Annotated in this window: 17 protein-coding genes; 12 read left to right on the top strand and 5 right to left on the bottom strand. The window is 68.6% G+C overall.

Annotation, left to right across the window (positions count from 1 at the left end):
- Nucleotides 1-215: 215 nt before the first annotated feature.
- Nucleotides 216-809 carry a TetR/AcrR family transcriptional regulator gene (locus AB0C66_RS15685; RefSeq protein WP_362437608.1) on the bottom strand — a complete coding sequence of 198 codons (594 nt, stop codon included), beginning with the start codon at nucleotides 807-809 and terminating at the stop codon, nucleotides 216-218.
- A gap of 106 nt (nucleotides 810-915) precedes the next feature.
- On the opposite strand from AB0C66_RS15685, the gene AB0C66_RS15680 reads away from it, so the two are divergent.
- Nucleotides 916-1,698, top strand: a complete 783-nt coding sequence (locus tag AB0C66_RS15680; RefSeq protein WP_362437605.1) for an SDR family oxidoreductase — start codon at nucleotides 916-918, stop codon at nucleotides 1,696-1,698.
- Nucleotides 1,699-1,867: 169 nt separating this feature from the next.
- Complete coding sequence (locus AB0C66_RS15675) at nucleotides 1,868-2,074, top strand: hypothetical protein (RefSeq protein WP_362437602.1); 207 nt, start codon at nucleotides 1,868-1,870, stop codon at nucleotides 2,072-2,074.
- A 16-nt stretch (nucleotides 2,075-2,090) separates the two neighbouring features.
- Here the strand turns inward: AB0C66_RS15675 and AB0C66_RS15670 are convergent, their stop codons facing one another.
- Both AB0C66_RS15670 and AB0C66_RS15665 read right to left on the bottom strand, forming a co-directional pair.
- A complete protein-coding gene (locus AB0C66_RS15670) occupies nucleotides 2,091-2,903 on the bottom strand; it encodes a DeoR/GlpR family DNA-binding transcription regulator (protein WP_362437599.1) in 813 nt (270 codons plus the stop codon).
- Between the two features lie 390 nt (nucleotides 2,904-3,293).
- Entirely contained in the window at nucleotides 3,294-3,923 is a 630-nt protein-coding gene (locus tag AB0C66_RS15665) for a TetR family transcriptional regulator (protein ID WP_362437596.1), read from the bottom strand.
- A 92-nt stretch (nucleotides 3,924-4,015) separates the two neighbouring features.
- On the opposite strand from AB0C66_RS15665, the gene AB0C66_RS15660 reads away from it, so the two are divergent.
- Nucleotides 4,016-4,885, top strand: a complete 870-nt coding sequence (locus tag AB0C66_RS15660; protein WP_362437593.1) for a sterol desaturase family protein — start codon at nucleotides 4,016-4,018, stop codon at nucleotides 4,883-4,885.
- A 43-nt stretch (nucleotides 4,886-4,928) separates the two neighbouring features.
- On the opposite strand, the gene AB0C66_RS15655 is transcribed toward AB0C66_RS15660, so the two are convergent.
- On the bottom strand, nucleotides 4,929-6,305 hold the full coding sequence (locus AB0C66_RS15655; RefSeq protein ID WP_362437590.1) for a globin domain-containing protein: 1,377 nt from the start codon (nucleotides 6,303-6,305) through the stop codon (nucleotides 4,929-4,931).
- A gap of 317 nt (nucleotides 6,306-6,622) precedes the next feature.
- Between AB0C66_RS15655 and AB0C66_RS15650 the strand changes: the two genes are divergently transcribed.
- The 5 genes from AB0C66_RS15650 to AB0C66_RS15630 all read left to right on the top strand — a co-directional run bounded on the left by AB0C66_RS15650 (nucleotide 6,623) and on the right by AB0C66_RS15630 (nucleotide 10,736).
- Nucleotides 6,623-6,919, top strand: a complete 297-nt coding sequence (locus AB0C66_RS15650; protein WP_362437588.1) for a hypothetical protein — start codon at nucleotides 6,623-6,625, stop codon at nucleotides 6,917-6,919.
- Nucleotides 6,920-7,203: 284 nt separating this feature from the next.
- Nucleotides 7,204-7,713, top strand: a complete 510-nt coding sequence (locus tag AB0C66_RS15645) for a hypothetical protein (RefSeq protein WP_362437586.1) — start codon at nucleotides 7,204-7,206, stop codon at nucleotides 7,711-7,713.
- A gap of 42 nt (nucleotides 7,714-7,755) precedes the next feature.
- Nucleotides 7,756-8,769, top strand: coding sequence for a hypothetical protein (locus AB0C66_RS15640; RefSeq protein ID WP_362437585.1), 1,014 nt, complete (start codon nucleotides 7,756-7,758; stop codon nucleotides 8,767-8,769).
- A 90-nt stretch (nucleotides 8,770-8,859) separates the two neighbouring features.
- Nucleotides 8,860-9,810, top strand: coding sequence for a hypothetical protein (locus AB0C66_RS15635; RefSeq protein ID WP_362437583.1), 951 nt, complete (start codon nucleotides 8,860-8,862; stop codon nucleotides 9,808-9,810).
- Between the two features lie 296 nt (nucleotides 9,811-10,106).
- On the top strand, nucleotides 10,107-10,736 hold the full coding sequence (locus AB0C66_RS15630) for a response regulator transcription factor (protein ID WP_362437581.1): 630 nt from the start codon (nucleotides 10,107-10,109) through the stop codon (nucleotides 10,734-10,736).
- A 16-nt stretch (nucleotides 10,737-10,752) separates the two neighbouring features.
- Here the strand turns inward: AB0C66_RS15630 and AB0C66_RS15625 are convergent, their stop codons facing one another.
- Nucleotides 10,753-11,361, bottom strand: coding sequence for a Pvc16 family protein (locus AB0C66_RS15625; protein WP_362438778.1), 609 nt, complete (start codon nucleotides 11,359-11,361; stop codon nucleotides 10,753-10,755).
- 183 nt (nucleotides 11,362-11,544) lie between these two features.
- Between AB0C66_RS15625 and AB0C66_RS15620 the strand changes: the two genes are divergently transcribed.
- Genes AB0C66_RS15620 through AB0C66_RS15605 form a run of 4 tightly spaced genes read left to right on the top strand, consistent with a single transcriptional unit; the run spans nucleotide 11,545 to nucleotide 14,153 of the window.
- Nucleotides 11,545-13,104: a phage tail sheath subtilisin-like domain-containing protein gene (locus tag AB0C66_RS15620; protein ID WP_362437579.1), complete on the top strand. Its 1,560-nt coding sequence runs from the start codon at nucleotides 11,545-11,547 to the stop codon at nucleotides 13,102-13,104.
- 16 nt (nucleotides 13,105-13,120) lie between these two features.
- Nucleotides 13,121-13,582, top strand: a complete 462-nt coding sequence (locus AB0C66_RS15615; RefSeq protein WP_362437577.1) for a phage tail protein — start codon at nucleotides 13,121-13,123, stop codon at nucleotides 13,580-13,582.
- 35 nt (nucleotides 13,583-13,617) lie between these two features.
- Nucleotides 13,618-13,986 (top strand): hypothetical protein, encoded by a 369-nt coding sequence (locus AB0C66_RS15610; RefSeq protein ID WP_362437575.1) that lies wholly within the window; start codon nucleotides 13,618-13,620, stop codon nucleotides 13,984-13,986.
- On the top strand, nucleotides 13,983-14,153 hold the full coding sequence (locus tag AB0C66_RS15605; RefSeq protein ID WP_362438775.1) for a DUF6760 family protein: 171 nt from the start codon (nucleotides 13,983-13,985) through the stop codon (nucleotides 14,151-14,153). The genes AB0C66_RS15610 and AB0C66_RS15605 overlap by 4 nt, the downstream gene beginning before the upstream one ends.
- Nucleotides 14,154-15,966 lie beyond the last annotated feature (1,813 nt).

Raw genomic sequence — 15,966 nt, 5'->3', positions numbered from 1 at the left:
TTACCCCCTCGTCCATCCGCTGCGGTGGATCCATCACCGCGCCGAATACAGCTCGACACCGGCGCCGCCATCGCGTTCCGGCCGAACCCGGGCACCACCTGGCCCGTAGGCCCCTGCCCCGTCAACCGGAAATGCTCATATCCGGTGCACAGTTCCACTTGCCCGATGACGTGACCCCGCGCGTCTGTCAGACCCGCACCCTGTGAGCCGCCCTCTCAGCCCGGGGGCCGCAGACCGTCCAGCAGGACCTGAAGGGCCAGAGCGGTGGCCTCGGTGAGCGGGGTGTCGTCGAGCAGACCGCCGACGGCGAGGAGGGCCAGTCCATGCACGGTGGAGAACGCGACCTGGGCCAGCCGGACCGGATCACCGGGGCGTACGACACCCGTTCGCTGTGCCTCCGCGACCAGTCGGGACGCCGCCTCCAGGGCCTGATGCCCGAGTTGGCGCAGCTCCTCGCTGGACTGCTCCTCATGCTTCGCGGCGAACATCAGGTGCAGCAGCGCGGTGCGCTCGACCGCGAAACCGAGGTACGCCCTGCCGAGTTCCTCGAGCCGCAGCTCCACGCCGCCGGACCCTTCCGCCGCCTCCCGCAGGCGTCGGTTGAACTCGGTGAAGCCACTGACCGCGAGTGCGTCGAGGAGGGCCTGGCGGTCGCGGAAGTGGCGGGCCGGGGCGGCGTGACTCACCCCGAGGTCGCGGGCCAGGCCACGGAGGGAGAGCCCGGCGGGCCCGGACTCGGTGAGCACGGCCTCGGCCCGTTCCAGCAGGGCGGCCCTCAGGTTGCCGTGATGGTAAGAGCCCTCGGCCACGGTGATCTCTCCTCGATGTTGTCAGTTGACTACAATGCTGGCGGATGCCTACATTGATTATGTCGCACACCCCGGCCGAGAAGCGGAGTACCCCACCATGCCCACCATGTCCTATCGGGGAACAACGGCCCTGATCACCGGTGCCAGTGCCGGTCTGGGGGAAGAGTTCGCCCGTCAGTGGGCCGAGCGCGGTTCCGATGTGGTGCTCGTCGCCCGCCGCCTCGACCGGCTGGAAGCGCTGGCCAAGACGTTGGAGCAGAGCCACGGCATCACCGCCACCCCGATCGCCGCCGACCTCTCCCGGCCAGGAGCCGGAGCGGACCTGCGAGCGGAGCTCGAGGCGCGCGGCATCACCGTGCAGACACTGATCAACAATGCCGGTTTCGGAAGTCATGGCCCCTTCCTGGAGCAGGACCCGGACGAGATCACCCGCATGATCCAGGTCAATATCGGCGCGGTCGCCGACATCACCCGCGCCTTCCTCCCGGACCTGGTGGCCGATGGCCGGGGCGCCCTGGTGACCGTGGCCAGCACCGCCGCCTACCAGCCCACCCCGGCCATGGCGGTCTACGGCGCCACCAAGGCGTTCGTGCTGAGCCTGACCGAGTCGCTGGCCTACGAGAACCGCCGGTCCTCGCTGCGTGTGCTGGCGGTTTCGCCGGGCCCGGTCAGCACCGAGTTCTTCGATGTCGTCGGCACCCAGGACGCCTCCGTCGGGCGCGTCGCGACACCCGCCGGGGTGGTGACGGCGGCCCGCCGCGCCCTGGAGCGCCGCACCACGCCGCCGAGCACCGTGGCCGGTCTGAGCAACCGCCTGTCGGCGATGGCGGGCCGGTTCGCGCCACGTCGGGTCGTTCTGGCCGTCACGGGGCGCGCGCTCAAAGCCTGAGGCCGGGGACGGCACGGCCCGCCCGCGAGTGCCACACGACGCTCGACGAATCGGAGCGGTCGCCCCCACGGGGCCGCGCGAACTGCCCAGCCACGCCCTCCTTCGCAGAGGGGGATGCATACATCCCCTATATTCAGGATGAGCAGTTCTGTCCATTTAGGGAGGTTTCGTGTCCGCGGACCATAAGTTGTACTGCCACACCTGCGAATCCGACGAACAGCACCGACGCCTTTCCGCCGAGGAGAAGGTCTGGCTCAAGAACCGCACGGGCCGGAAAGCCGTCGAGGAGTTCTTCATGTGCACGGCGCCGGGTTGCCGGAATCTGCGAACCGGCTTCAACAAGCGCCCCTTCGACCCCGTCATTCGCGTGCCCTGACCACAGGGCGGCGGTCTCATCTGGCTCGCGGCAGGGCTCCCGGTTTGAGCGGCGGAACCACGACCAGGGTGGTCGTCACACCACTGTCCCTCAACCTCGCCACCACGCCCGCGTTGGCGTGGGAGTCGGTCACGATGTTGTCGACTGCCACGGTGTCGGCGATCTTCGCACGATGCACCCTGCCGATCTTGGAGCTGTCGGCCACCACGATCGCGTGGTCCGCCTGCTCCAGCATCACCCGGTCGACCTCGGCGCCCCGGTCACTGTGGCGGGTGAGCCCCTTCTCGGGGCTGATGCCATCGACACCGATGACGACGTAGTCGAACCGATAGGAGCGCAGCGTCCGTTCGGCGCCACGGCCGACGAGCTCCCGCGAGCTGGGTCTCGCCTGCCCGCCGGTCACCACCACCTGCACCAGTTGGCGGGTCAACAGCGAGTCCACCGTGTCGAGGCCGTTGGTCACCACCGTCAGACCGGCGCGTCCCGCCAGGTGCTGGGCGACAAAACGCACGGTGCTGCCGCCGCTCAGCGCCAGTGTCAACGGGCGGTGCGGAATGAGGGACGAGGCGAGGGCTCCGATGCGCTGCTTGGCCTCGGTGTTCCGGGCGTGCCGGAAGCTCACGGGCATCTCGGCGCTCTGCCGGGCCGCGGCGATCTTCCCGTAGGAACGGAGCAGCAGGCCCTTTTCCTCCATGAGCGCCAGATCGCGGCGTACCGTCGGCCCGGAGACATTGAGCAGCGCCGGCAGGGTGTGGACCTCGACCTCCCCGTACCGGGTGAGCAGCGTCATGATGACGGACATGCGTTCGTTGCGCCTGTTCTCACTCACGAGCCGCTCCCGCTATGGCCCGGCCGGGCAACCGTGGCGGGCGCGCGGGGCGCCCGATCGCGGGGTCAGGTACGAGGGCGTGGCCGAGCCGTCGTGGCGGGCGGCAGACGACATCGCCGACGCGTCGCCCAGTCCGCACACATCACACCAGGGGGACAGCGAGCTTCCTTTCCGAGTGCCTCAACAGGTCATCGGCACAGAGGGGTTATCGCGCCCGCGTCCTGCCGACCGCGTCCACTCTGCAAGGCCGGGGCCGACGAGCGGATCAGTGGAAATCACTAGTTCCCTCATGCGCTTCCTCGGCGCCCATGCGGCGGAAGCAGCCGGTGGCACCGGCACCACGGGCCGCCCTCACCGCACGGTGGCACGGCAGCCGGGGGTCACCGCGATTCACACTTTCCACGGCGCGAGGTATCGGACGGGGTCGGGCGCCTTGCCCGGGAGCGCCGCCTGATCGTCGCGTGCGCGCAGCCCCTCGAGGCTCATCGCGAGCAACCGCCAGCAGGTGTTGCGGTCGTCGTCCGTGGTGCGCGGATGTTTGCTGAAGTGGACTATCAGGAGGGTCACATCCAGCCAGCCGAGGTCACGGCGGACACTGCCGTCCGCGTGGCCCCGGGCCAGCAGGGTTTCCAGCCGCTCTCGGCCACGTTCATTGACCGCTTCGATCTCCGGGGTGATCGGCAGTACGCCCGCGAACGCGCTGAAGGCTCCGGCTCGTGCCTCGACCGCCGCGCGGATGAAGTCGCCCAGCGCGTTCCAGGCGGAGCCGGGGCAGGCAAGTGCCTTGTCCAGGTCGGCGATCGTCTGCTCCATCGCGACCGTGCACAGGTGCTGGAGCAGTTCCACTTTGCTGCCGTATCGGCGGTAGAGCGACCCCATGCCGATGCCGGCACGCTTGGCGATCTCGGAGACGGGCGCACCGGCGCCCTGTTCGGCGAAGACTTCACGGGCCGCACTGAGCAGCAGGACGTCGTTGCGCCGGGCCTCTACGTATCGCCCTCGTCTGGCTTCTGAGCTCATGGCGCCCAGCCTATTGAGTTTCGGAGCACTCCGCTCCGATACTCGCTTAGTCGGAGCGAAGCGCTCCGAAAACCAGCCGGGAGGAACTCTCCGTGGAAGCCCCACCCAACCTCTTGACGCTGTCCGTCCCGCTCTACGCGCTGCTCATCCTCATCGAGGTCGTCTACTACCGGCTGCACCCCGACGAGAACGCCAGTGGCTACACCCTGCGGGACACCGCGGCGAACGTGGCCATCGGCGCCGGTGTGGCGATCGTCGACATCTTCTGGAAGGGGCTGGCGTTCGTCGCCTTCGTCGGCCTCTACGAGCTGACTCCGCTGCGGATCCCGGTCACTTGGGCGACCTTCGGGCTGATCCTTCTCGCCCAGGACTTCTGCTACTACTGGATGCACCGCCAACATCACGTCGTCCGCGTCCTGTGGGCCTCCCACGTCGTGCACCACTCCAGCCGGCAGTACAACTACACGACCTCGATCCGGCAGCCGTGGACGGGCGTCACCTCACAGGTGTTCTATGTGCCGCTGATCCTCGTCGGCGTTCCCCCGTGGGCGGTGTTCCTGTGCGGCAGCATCAATATGCTCAGCCAGTTCTGGCTGCACACCGACCGGATCGGCAAGCTCCACCCGGCCTTCGAATACATCTTCAACACACCCTCGCACCACCGGGTCCACCACGCCTCGCAGGGTGGCTATCTCGACCGCAACTTCGGTGGCATCCATATGCTCTGGGACCGGCTCTTCGGCACCTACGCGGACGAGGTGGAGCGCCCCGTCTACGGCCTGACCAAGAACATCGACACCCACAACCCCTTCCGGATCGCCTTCCACGAGTACGCGTCGATCGGCCAGGACCTGGCCGCGGCCCCGTCGTGGCGGCAGCGCGCCCGGCACCTCCTCGACCGCCCCGGATGGCAGCCGCCGAGCCCGAGCAAGACCCCCGCGGCCATGGACGGCGAACCGTAGTGCCCGGTTTCCGCGGGGCCTGCCACGGTGTGCGGGGACGGCGTCAGCTGGGGGCCTGCCACATGTCGGGGCCGAACACTTCGTAGCGCAAGGAGGACGGGGTCACTCCGGCACGGATGACCGACAGCCTGGCCGCACGCAGGAAGGGGACCGGGCCGCACAGATAGGCACGCGTGGTGTGCGGCAAGGTGAGGGAGGCGAGGTCCACCGGGCCGGGGTAACTCCCTGAGGGGCACCCGCTCCGGTCCTCGTAACCGACCAGGAGACGCCCGCCCAGCGTGCGCACACAGTCCTCGACCTCGAAACGGAGCGGATGGTCCCCTACGCACCGGTCGTTGTGCACCACGGTGACCAGCCTCGGGGAGCCGGTGTCCACGAGGTGGCGCAGCATGCTCACGAAGGGGGTGAGCCCGATGCCGTACGACGCGAAGAGCAACGGTGAGGTGGAGTCGTCGAGCACCACCTCGCCGTAGGGCGGCGAGACGGCCAGGATGTCGCCGAGACCGATCCGCTCATGCAGAAAGCTGGAGACCTCGCCCGGCGGCCGGCTCGTGCCCTGGACACGCCGTACGGTGATCCGCCACAGACTGTCCCCGGGGGCGGAGGTCAGGCTGTACTGGCGCAGTTGCAGTGCTCCGTCGGGCAGTTCCACGGCCACGGTGACGTACTGCCCGGGCAGGAAGGGCGGTGGCGGTGCGCCATCGGCCGGTTGCAGCCAGAAGGAGCGCACATGGTGTGCTTCCTCGGTCCGCCGCACCACCCGCCAGTGCCGCCAGGCAGGGACCGGTTCGGCGCGGGCGGAGACGTACAGCTGCTCCTCGCGGGCCATCAGCGTGTCCGCCATGATCCAGTACACCTCCCTCCAGGCCGCCTCGACGCGCGAGGACATCCCGGACCCGAGCACCTCGGACATGGCGCCCAGGAGATGGCGCTCGACCACCTTGTACTGGCCGGGGACGACCCCCACTGAGGCGTGTTTGTGCGCGATGCGGTTCAGCACGTCCTCGGGGCGGATGTAGGGGCGGTAGGCGAGGAGCGAGGCGAAGCCGATGAGCGCCGAGGCGATGGCGTCCTGCTGCTCGCCCGTTGCCTGGTTGCCGCGGTTGAACATGCGGTTCAGCAACTCGGGGTGTTCGCGGAACAGAGACGCGTAGAAGCCACGCGTGATCTCACCGATGGCCGCGCCGACCTCGGGGAGGCTTTCGGCGAGGGCGCCTCGGGTCCGTTCGGACAGCGCGCGGGAGGCCACGGGTCGATCCGGTCTCCGTCCGGCCCCGGCGGACGAGGGGTACGGCCCGCCCTCCGGAACGCCGCACGTGACAGCCGCCGGTGGCGGTTGGGTGGCGGGGATGCGTCCGGTCCGCCGTCCCAGCCCCAACTTCCGGGCCATCCGGCCGAACTCCTCATGAGCTCCGCTCATCTCACCTCTCTCCATCGCGAGATCCGACCCGTGCGTTCCGGAGCGGATCGCGAAGCGGAGCGCATGCCACGGCTCTCAACAGCCCTTATTTCAGAAGGACTCCATCATATTCATCCCGCTCTCCACGCATCCGGAGGGGGTGGGCTGCCGGGCACGGCTCGTCAACCGGCAGATGGTCCTCGCTCGTCTGCCCACAAGGGAAAGAATGTGAGGCTTGTCGCCCACCCTTCAGCCTCCTCAGCATGTGGCGGATCCGATCTAGGTTTTTCCACGAGGACTTGCCGTGTGGCGAGCCACCGAGATCAATGGAGAATCCGATGTCCACCCCCGTTGACGACCAGCAGACCTACGACCCCCAAGAGGCCGTCGAATACGTCGCCCACAATCTGGAGAGCCTTGGGTACCAGGCGACGGCTGACACGCTCCGCGCCTACTCACCGGAGAACCTCGGCTTCGACGGGAACCTGGGCACCCTTGAGGAGAACAACGTCGTCGAGGCCATCGCCCAGAACCTGGCCCAGAATGTGGCCCAGCACGCCGCGGAGCACGTACAGGCGGTGACGTTCCAGGCGGTGGGCGAGTGGCTTTCGAACGCCCGGTGGAAGCACCTCTGACCCGTCGCCGCGGGGCCCGTTACGAGCCCCGCTCACTCACCACACGGGTGAGCGCGCCCACTCCCGGAGTACATGCCGGGAGTGGGCGCCGTCGTTGCCACCGCGCCCAGGGCGGATCACCGGCGCGGCTCCCGTGTTCCGCGGCGGCGTTGTCCACAAGGGCAGCCGATCGGACCCCGGAGGCGCCCGATCGGCCCGCCGGTCGCTTCTTCCCGCCGGTGGGCGAAGCGCCCAAGGATGACGAGCCGAGTCACGACCTCATGCCTCGACACGCGGAGAAGCCGATGACGGACATACCGATGCTGCACGCCGTGATGCACCAGGAGTGGGAGACGAATCTGCCGACCACGGGGTGGGGCGATTTCATCCAGCACCTGGTGACCACCCCCGAACTTGGCCCCTACGAGTACTACTTCGAGGAGTTCACCCGGGACCACACCGAACTCTATTACCTGCCCGAGGACATCGCTCCGGAGGAGTACCGCACCTACGTCCTCGAGCAGTTCATCTACTGGTTCACCGAGCAGATGAACCAGTATGAGGCGGCGTCGGCGGCCGCCGGGGCAGGCGCCGAGCAGCGGGAGGAGCAGCTTGGCGCCGAACAGCTTCCCCCCGATCAGCACGAGGACGGATCCGCCGACCCCTTCGCACTCCTCGACGCGCTGCATGTCTTCGCGAGCCACCCGGAGGACGCGGACGACCTCACCCAGGACCACATCGAACTCCTGGAGGAACACGGCGTGGAGGTCCACATGGACCTCGACACGCTCCCCCCTGAGACCGCGAACGCCTGACCCGGCTCGCGACGAGCCACTCGACTGAAAGGGAAGCAGACAGTGACCGTCCCCCCGGTCGGCATCACCACGGCATGGCAGACCGCCGGTATCCCGGCCAACGCCGCGACGGCAGCCTCCACCATCTACACGATCCTGAAGGACATCGGAGCGAGATCCGACTTCAGTATGACCAGTGGGGCGCCGATCGACGCGATCCCTCCGGCGTACAAGGACGCCCACCTCGAGTATCTGACGCCACAGCATCTCTACGGCGTGTGGTACACCCACTCGATCATCTACCCGGTGGCACGCAGACTCTCCCTCACCCACCGGCACACCCAGCGCGGCGCGGATGCCGAGAAAGCCCTGAACGAGGGCAGGAGCGTCAGCAGCATCGTGCCCTACGTGTTCAGCTACACCCCCGCCAGGGTGTCGGTCCGCAAACAGGACCTCCAGGTACTCGCGGAGGTGGACAAGATGCGCTCCGAGGCCCGCGGTATCAATCCCGAATACTGCCGCAAGGCCATCGAGTCCAACCTGGCCGAGGCGGCGAGGTCCCGGGCCGAGGCGGAGGAACTCAGGCGGGATCTCGGCCTCCGGGCCGCCGACCTCGGCCCGCAGGAGCGGCGCGACCACGAGGAGCGCATCGCGGAGCTGGAGTACCGGGCGAGCGAGTTCGCCCAGGAGTCCCAGGAGGCCAACGACGCGTTGACGCGCCGGGCGTACCTCCTGAAGGAGGTGGAGCGGCTGCGGAGTCGCGCCTACGGCCAGGAGGCGGACTCCCTGGTCTTCCCCACCAACTTTCGTGTGGACCTGATCGAGCAGGTGGGCACGATGAAGATGAGGCAGTCCCAGGGCGTGAAGGCAGAGGGGAGTATGGCGATCTCCCCCACCTTCCGCGAGAAGGACAACTCCTTCATCTCCGTGCACTTCAAGTGGAGTGAACACATCCTGGCACACAGCTGGAACTGGCACGGAACGCTGAACATCGCGGTGGACCAGAACTCGGGCGCGCCGGTCATCGCGGGTGGCGAGGGAAAGTTCTTCGACCGGTTCCAGCAGTTCGCCCGCTGAGCCGGGTGAGGGGGAGGACGGCGGCGCCACGGCCCGCCGTCCCGCGGCAGTCGCCACGTTCACGGGCCACACGCAGGGAGTTCACAGCACATGGCGTCATCGCTGCACGGCGCGACGAAGGGGCTCGCGGCTGTCGCCGTGGCGACCACACTGGTCACCGTGGGGTTCGCCGCGCAGAAGGGCCGGCAGCAGAGCGCGGCCCAGGACACCGCCGTGGAGCAGGGGTCGCAGGCGGTCCCCCGGCCGTTCGTGACGCCACCGACCGGCAAGGACAACTCCCCGGGTGCGCCGGACGCCAACGCGGGTGAGCAGACGAAGCCACCGTCGTCGGAGCTGACCCTGCCCACCCTGGTCTACCGGGCCTACCTGCGCGCCCAGACTCGCCTCGCCCAGTCGCAGCCGGACTGCCATCTGACCTGGCCGGTCCTCGCGGGCATCGGCAAGGTCGAGTCCAACCACGCCCGAGGGGGTGCGCTCACCGCCACGGGGGACACCGTCTCCCCCATCGTGGGCCCGGCGCTCAACGGCTCCGGATTCGCGCCGATCCGCGATACGGACGACGGGCGGTACGACGGGGACACCCAATGGGACCGCGCGGTCGGTCCCATGCAGTTCATCCCCTCGACCTGGACCGTGTGGGGCACCGACGGCAACAACGACGGCACCTCCGGCCCGGACAATATGCACGACGCGGCGGTCACGGCGGGCCGCTACCTCTGCGCGAACGGACGTGATCTGGCCGAGCCGGACCAGCTGCGCTCGGCGATCCTCAGCTACAACAACTCGGCGGAGTACGCGACAACGGTCCTGTGGTGGATCGCCGGCTACGCGGGTGTGGAGAAACCGCGCCTCGGACCCGGCCCGACCGACAGCCCGTCACCGAGCCCGTCGACCACACCGGCCACCAGCCCCTCCCCCGCACCCAGCCGATCGACGGATCCCTCGGAGTCTCCCAGCCCCTCGGACTCAACGTCACCCAGCCCCACGCCGTCCCCGTCCTCATCACTGAGCCCCGGCGCGACGGCGAGCGGCCGAACATGAGCCGCCGGACATGAGCTGACACCTCGTCCACGACGGTCCCCGGCGCCACCGCGAAAACCACGATCGACACCTGCCAGGACGCCACTTATGAGCATTTTCCTCGGTTGGTCAGGCTTGGTCATGCTTGGTCAGACCTAAAGGGATATACCTCTGGTAACACCGATTCAGTGCATGAAGTCGCCGCCCGGAGCCATGGTCCGCCGTCGTTCCGGGAGGGAGGCTGAGCGAGCAACGATCACGGAAACCGCGCTGTGTGGTCGCGCACGCCGCCCAGAAGACGCACAAGGTGAACCATCATGCCCACTGACAGAATCCTGGTCCACGTCAAGACCGCCGATCCCATCTCCGAGGCCGGGATCGTGGCCGCGCTCACCTCACGAGCCGAGGTGTGGATCGTCGACGAGCACACCCTCTCCCGGGAGACCGTCGCGCTGATCGTGTCCCATGAGATGGATGACGAAGCGCTCCGGCTGCTGCGTTCCGTACGGGGGAAGGGCGTCCAGCAGGCCGTGGTGGTGGTGTCGGAGCTGGATGACGCCGGGCTCATGGTGGCGGTGGAGGCGGGGGTCGCCGGGCTGGTCCGAAGACGGGAGGCGACAGCCGACCGATTGGTGCAGGTCATCAGTTCGGTGCACCACGGCGCCGGAGTCGTACCGCCCGATCTGCTGGGCCGACTGCTCAAGCAGGTGTCCACGGTGCAGCGTCAGGTCCTGACCCCGAGGGGCCTGCGGTTCAACGGTCTGACCGACCGCGAGGGCGAGGTGCTCAAACTCGTGGCGTGCGGCATGGACACCCGGGAGATCGCGAAGCAGCTCTCCTACTCCGAGCGGACGGTCAAGAACGTGCTGCACGATGTGACCAACCGCTTCCATCTGCGCAACCGGTCGCATGCGGTGGCCTATGCCATCCGCGAGGGACTGATCTGACGCGACGTCAGGCGGGCTATTCGCTGATACGGGGGCGGGGCAGGGAACGCGCACGGCGGCGTGGGGGCTGTCCGTCCAGCGTTCCCAGACCGATGTCCACCGCCTGCGGCGGGGCCTCGACGTCGATGTCGATCCTCGGGCGCAGCGGGGCCAGCAGAGCGAGGTGGAGCGGTGGCGAGGACGCCGCGGGCTCCTCGTGTGCGCACCAGGGGAAGTCGACGGCGTCGGGCGGGGCGACGATCAGCGGCATGGCGAGCGGGGGACGTCCGGCGGGCGGATTCCGTGGCGGGGTTCCCGGGATGGCCGGGGAGTCCACCGCCGCACACATCACCTCGCCCAGGAGCCGCTGCGCCACCTGCCAGCTCGGGGCGTGGGCCGTCAGCCGGTAGGAGTACCGGAACAGCCGGGTGGGCGCCACCCTTCCCACGGCCATCGCCTCGGCGTTCCTGACGTACATCTCACCGCTCTCCCGGTGTGGCTCCTCCCGGACGTCGTAGAGAAGGGCGCTGAGGCACACTTCCGCATCGTGCTCCCCGCTCTCCCCGCGAGGGGCACCGAAGTGCAGGCAGCTGTCCGGAAGACGCAGCTCCAGCCATGCCGCCAAGGAATGTGTGACCGAATCCATCATCACCTCAGCCTGCCCGCCGGTGCGTTCCGGAACGAGGGGCGGGCGGTCGGACGAACGAGCGGTGGCCACCTTCCCGCAAGGGAGCTCAGAAGTGCCTCATAGGGCATCTGTTGATGACTGCCGTCACACCACCGCGCGTGTAATCCTCGATCCGCGCCATACAAGAAAGCGAGGAGCGCGTTGCCCAACTATCTGACTCCGGGCGTTTACGTCGAGGAGACGTCTTCTGGAATCAAACCCATTCAGGGTGTCGGCACTGCTACGGCCGCCTTCGTCGGATTCACCGCGAAAGGCCCTGCGCATGAGGCCGTTCTGATCACCAGCTGGGACCAGTACAACAGTGTGTTCGGTGAATTCCTCCCCGACGCGTACCTGCCCCAGGCCGTCTACGGCTACTTTCAGAACGGCGGCGGCAATGCGTACATCGTGAGTCTCGGCGACGGGGCGGCCACCGTTCATGAGACACCGGCCCTCGAGCAGGCGCGGGTGCGCGGCGAACTCCCCGCTCCGGCCGGCGACCGGCCCGCCCTCGCCTTCGCCCTGGCCAAGGCGGGTGCGGGGGACGGCGCGTCGACGGTGACCGTGGAGGTCCAGGACGCCAGCGAGGGCGCCGACGAGACCTTCAAGCTCGTCGTCAGCAAGGACGGCCAGGTCGCGGAGGTCTACGACAACGTCACCGTCAAGCGTGGACCTTCCCATGTGACCACCGCCCTGCGGAAGTCCGAGCTGATCACGCTGGAGGAGATCAAGGGCGCGGCCCTCACACGTCCCGCGACCGGCGCCAAGGTAGCGCTGACTCCGGCGCGGACTCCGGTTCCTGTGACGACCGGGCAGGTGGACGCCACCGAGTTCATCGGTGACGCGGCCGAGCGCTCCGGCCTCTCCGGTCTGGAGGCCATCGACGACATCACCATGGTCGCGGTCCCCGATCTGATGGCCGCCTACCGCAGCGGAGCCATCGACGCCGAGGGCGTCAAGGCCGTGCAGCTGGCCCTGATCGCGCACTGTGAACTCATGGGCGACCGGGTGGCCATCCTGGATCCGCTGCCCGGCCTCAACGCGCAGCAGACGCGCGAGTGGCGTCAGGACTTCTCCGGTTTCGACTCCAAGTACGCCGCGCTCTACTGGCCGTGGATCAAGGTGATGAACCCGGTCGACAAGAAGCCGGACTTCCTTCCCCCGAGCGGCCATATGGCCGGGGTGTGGTCCCGCAACGACGCGACACGTGGGGTGCACAAGGCACCCGCCAACGAAGTGATCCGCGGCGCCCTCTCCGTGGAGGTCGCGGCCACCAAGGGTGAGCAGGCGATCCTCAATCCGTTGGGTGTGAACTGTCTGCGTATCTTCCCCGGACAGGGCGTACGGGTCTGGGGTGCGCGCACGCTCTCGAGCGATGCCGAGTGGCGCTATCTGAATGTGCGCCGCCTCTTCAACTATGTCGAGAAGTCCATCCTGGACGGCACCAACTGGGTGGTCTTCGAACCCAACAACGAACATCTCTGGAACGGCGTGGAGCGCACCGCCTCCATGTTCCTCACCAGGGTCTGGCGCTCCGGGGCGCTTTTCGGACGCACCCCGGAGGAGGCGTTCTTCGTACGGTGCAACGCGGACAACAACCCGCCCGAGAACCGGGACGCGGGAGTGCTGACCGTCGACATCGGAATCGCCCCGGTGAAACCCGCCGAGTTCGTCGTCTTCAGACTCTCCCAGTTCGCACAGGGCTCGTCCCTCAACGAGTAGAACACGGACCCTCCCTATGTCACTTGACCAGAGCGCTCCCCAGGCCATCTCCGCGGCGTCCTTCGTCGTCACCTTCGACGGCGCCGCCCCGGCCTACTTCTCCGAACTCGGCGGCATCACCACCGAGGTGGAGCCCGCCGAGTACATCGCCACGAACGCCATGACGGGTGCCATCGTGCACACCAAGCAGTTCGGCAAGACCAAGCCGCCCACCGTGACCCTCAAGCGCGGTGTCGACGGCAGCGCGACCATCTGGGCCATGCACGAGGCGGTGCGCATGGGACGGCCAGCGGCCCGGATGGGCGCCGACCTCAAGCTCATGGGCGCGGGCGAGTCGACGCCCCGGATGTTCTACCGGCTGCACGGCGCATGGCCCAGCAAGATCGAGGTGACCAACCTCAAGGCGGGTTCGTCGGAAGTCGTCCTGGAGTCGGTCACGTTCACGTGTGAACGCATCCAGCAGATGCCGATCGGCTAGGCGTGCGGAACACACAGGAAACGGACGGCCGGACCATGCGCACGGAGTACCCCTTCGTCCTCCCCCGTGGCTATGTGGACAGCCAGGGGCAGGTCCACCGCGAGGGGCTGATGCGACTCGCCACGGCACGGGACGAGATCGCACCGCAGATGGACCCCAAGGTGCAGCAGAACCCCGCCTATCTCACGGTCCAGCTGCTCGCCCGGACCGTCACACGCATCGGCGAGGTCCCGAACGTCACCACGGACACGATCGAGAACCTCTTCGCCTCGGATCTGGCGTTCCTCCAGGACCTGTACCGCAGGATCAACCAGGAGGGCCGCACGGAGGCACAGGTCAGTTGCCCCTCGTGCGCCCATGACTTCCTGGTGGACGTCGCCGGAGAGTCGCCGGGGGAATCCTGACGTATGCGGCCGACCGTCTCTGGGAGGAGGTCGTCTACGTCGCCTACTACCTGCACTGGTCCGCCGATTCCGTTCTCGACCTGGAGCACCCGGCTCGCCGCCGGGTGATCGAGGAGATCGGCCGGATCAACCAGAAAATCGCCGCGAACGACGCGTCGGGTGACTGACACCCTCTGTCGGGCGGGTTCGGGAAGGAGGCCATCGTGTGGTGGTCGTGGAAGTCCATGTGGTCCTGGTTCACCAGGTGGCGCCGGGCCGAGGGCGCGGCGACCACCATGGCGATCCGGGGAGAGCGGGGAGCGTGGCGCCGGCTCCCGGTGTTGCGTTCCACGGTCCCCGCCACCCCGTGGACGGTCGGCGCGTCCCGGACGGCCGTCGCCGCCACGGGCAATCCTCTGGTCCACCGCACACGGGCTCCGCACCGTGGTGACGCGCCGCGGGGGCGGGTGGACGGGCTGGTGGCAGCCGCCCCGGCCACGGCGGCCCCTTCGGCCAGGTCTTCTGTCGTGGATGAAGTTGTGGTGGATGAGATGGTGGTGGATGAGCTTGCGGGCATGGGCGGGTTGGCCGGCCCGGGGGCGGTGGGCGTCGGGACGCTGACTCCCAGGGTGCTGGGCCGAGCCCGTACGCCCGTGGCCACCACCGGTTCCAGGAGCACCGCGCCCCTCGCCTCCGTCGATGGCGGCAGCGCGTACGGCGCCCACGCGCCGCGCCCTCTCCGTGCTGCTGGCTCGGGGCATGAGGCCATCACGCCGGTAGAGCAAGTGCGCAGCGCGTCCGGGGACACCACCGCATTCCCCGTGGCGTCGGAAGGTCATCTCCCGGCCGCCCCCGTGCGCCGTGTGGTTCCCTCGGCCATGGCTCCCGCCGACGCCCCCTCCCCGCACCCGCTCACCGAAGCGACCGGGGAGTTCGTCGGCGAGCCCCGCCCGGTGTCGCCACCGCCCACCCGGTCCGAGTTCGACATCATGCTGGATGCCTTCCGCCCGGCCTGGATGGTCCGGACGGACGACGACACCCCCACGTACGTGCAAGCCCGTATGAACCAGGGCAACGATCCCGGTCCCTCGGATCGTCCCGTGCCGCCCGACCGGGCGGAGCCCACGGCCATGCCCGAACTCCGTGTCAGAACGGGCTCGCGTGCCTCCCTGGCCGAATCGCGTAAGCGGAACCTCACCGCCGGGCAGCCCCCGCGGCCACCCGCCGAGGCGGCGAGGACGGAGAGCACGGAGAGCACGGAGAGCACGGGGAGCACGGGGAGCACGGGGAGCACGGGGAGCACGGCGCACGAGGGGGGCACCGTCTCCCCCGCTGTGCCACCGGATGACGCGCCACCGAGCTGGGAGGCGGCTTGGAGTCTGCGGCATGCGCAGGGGGCGCGTCAGCGGAGACGGCGTGACGAGGGTGTCGCGGAGGACACAAAATCCGGCGGCCGACCGACACCGCAGCGCACCGCGCCACGCCAAGGTGGCGACCGTGTCTCCGCGGACACTGAAGCGGAGGGTGATACATCCGCTGAACCCGCGTCTGCTGTCATCGGCACGGATGAGGTGCCAGTAGAGCGGAATGACGGTCCGTCAGCAGCACCCGTGCCCCAGGCAGAACCGACCAAGACGGCGGCGAAGGCCGACAGCCATGGCGCCTCACGGCGTGTGGAGCAGGGAACACAGAGGACATTCGCGTCTCCTCTGACTCCTGACGAAGAGGCGCGGCCGGAAGCGGCAGCGCCGGGTGATCCGGGTGATCCGCACCCGGCCACCGGCCCGACGGCGGAGTCCCGGACACCAGAGGACGCCGAACGCGCTGACCAGCCGATGGCCCCACCACCGGAGGGCGCCACGCCGCCCCGGAGTACCGCGACAGAAAGCACCACGGAACACCTCGCCGCCATGTCATCACCGGACAGCTCAGAGGCACGCCCCGCTCTCACCGCGCGCACGCCCCTGCCTCCTCAGAACGGCATACCAACCGACGGCACAC

It is taken from the genome of Streptomyces sp. NPDC048636 (assembly GCF_040650655.1).
Taxonomy (GTDB): Bacteria; Actinomycetota; Actinomycetes; order Streptomycetales; family Streptomycetaceae; genus Streptomyces.
This window is presented reverse-complemented; position numbering and strand designations above follow the sequence as displayed.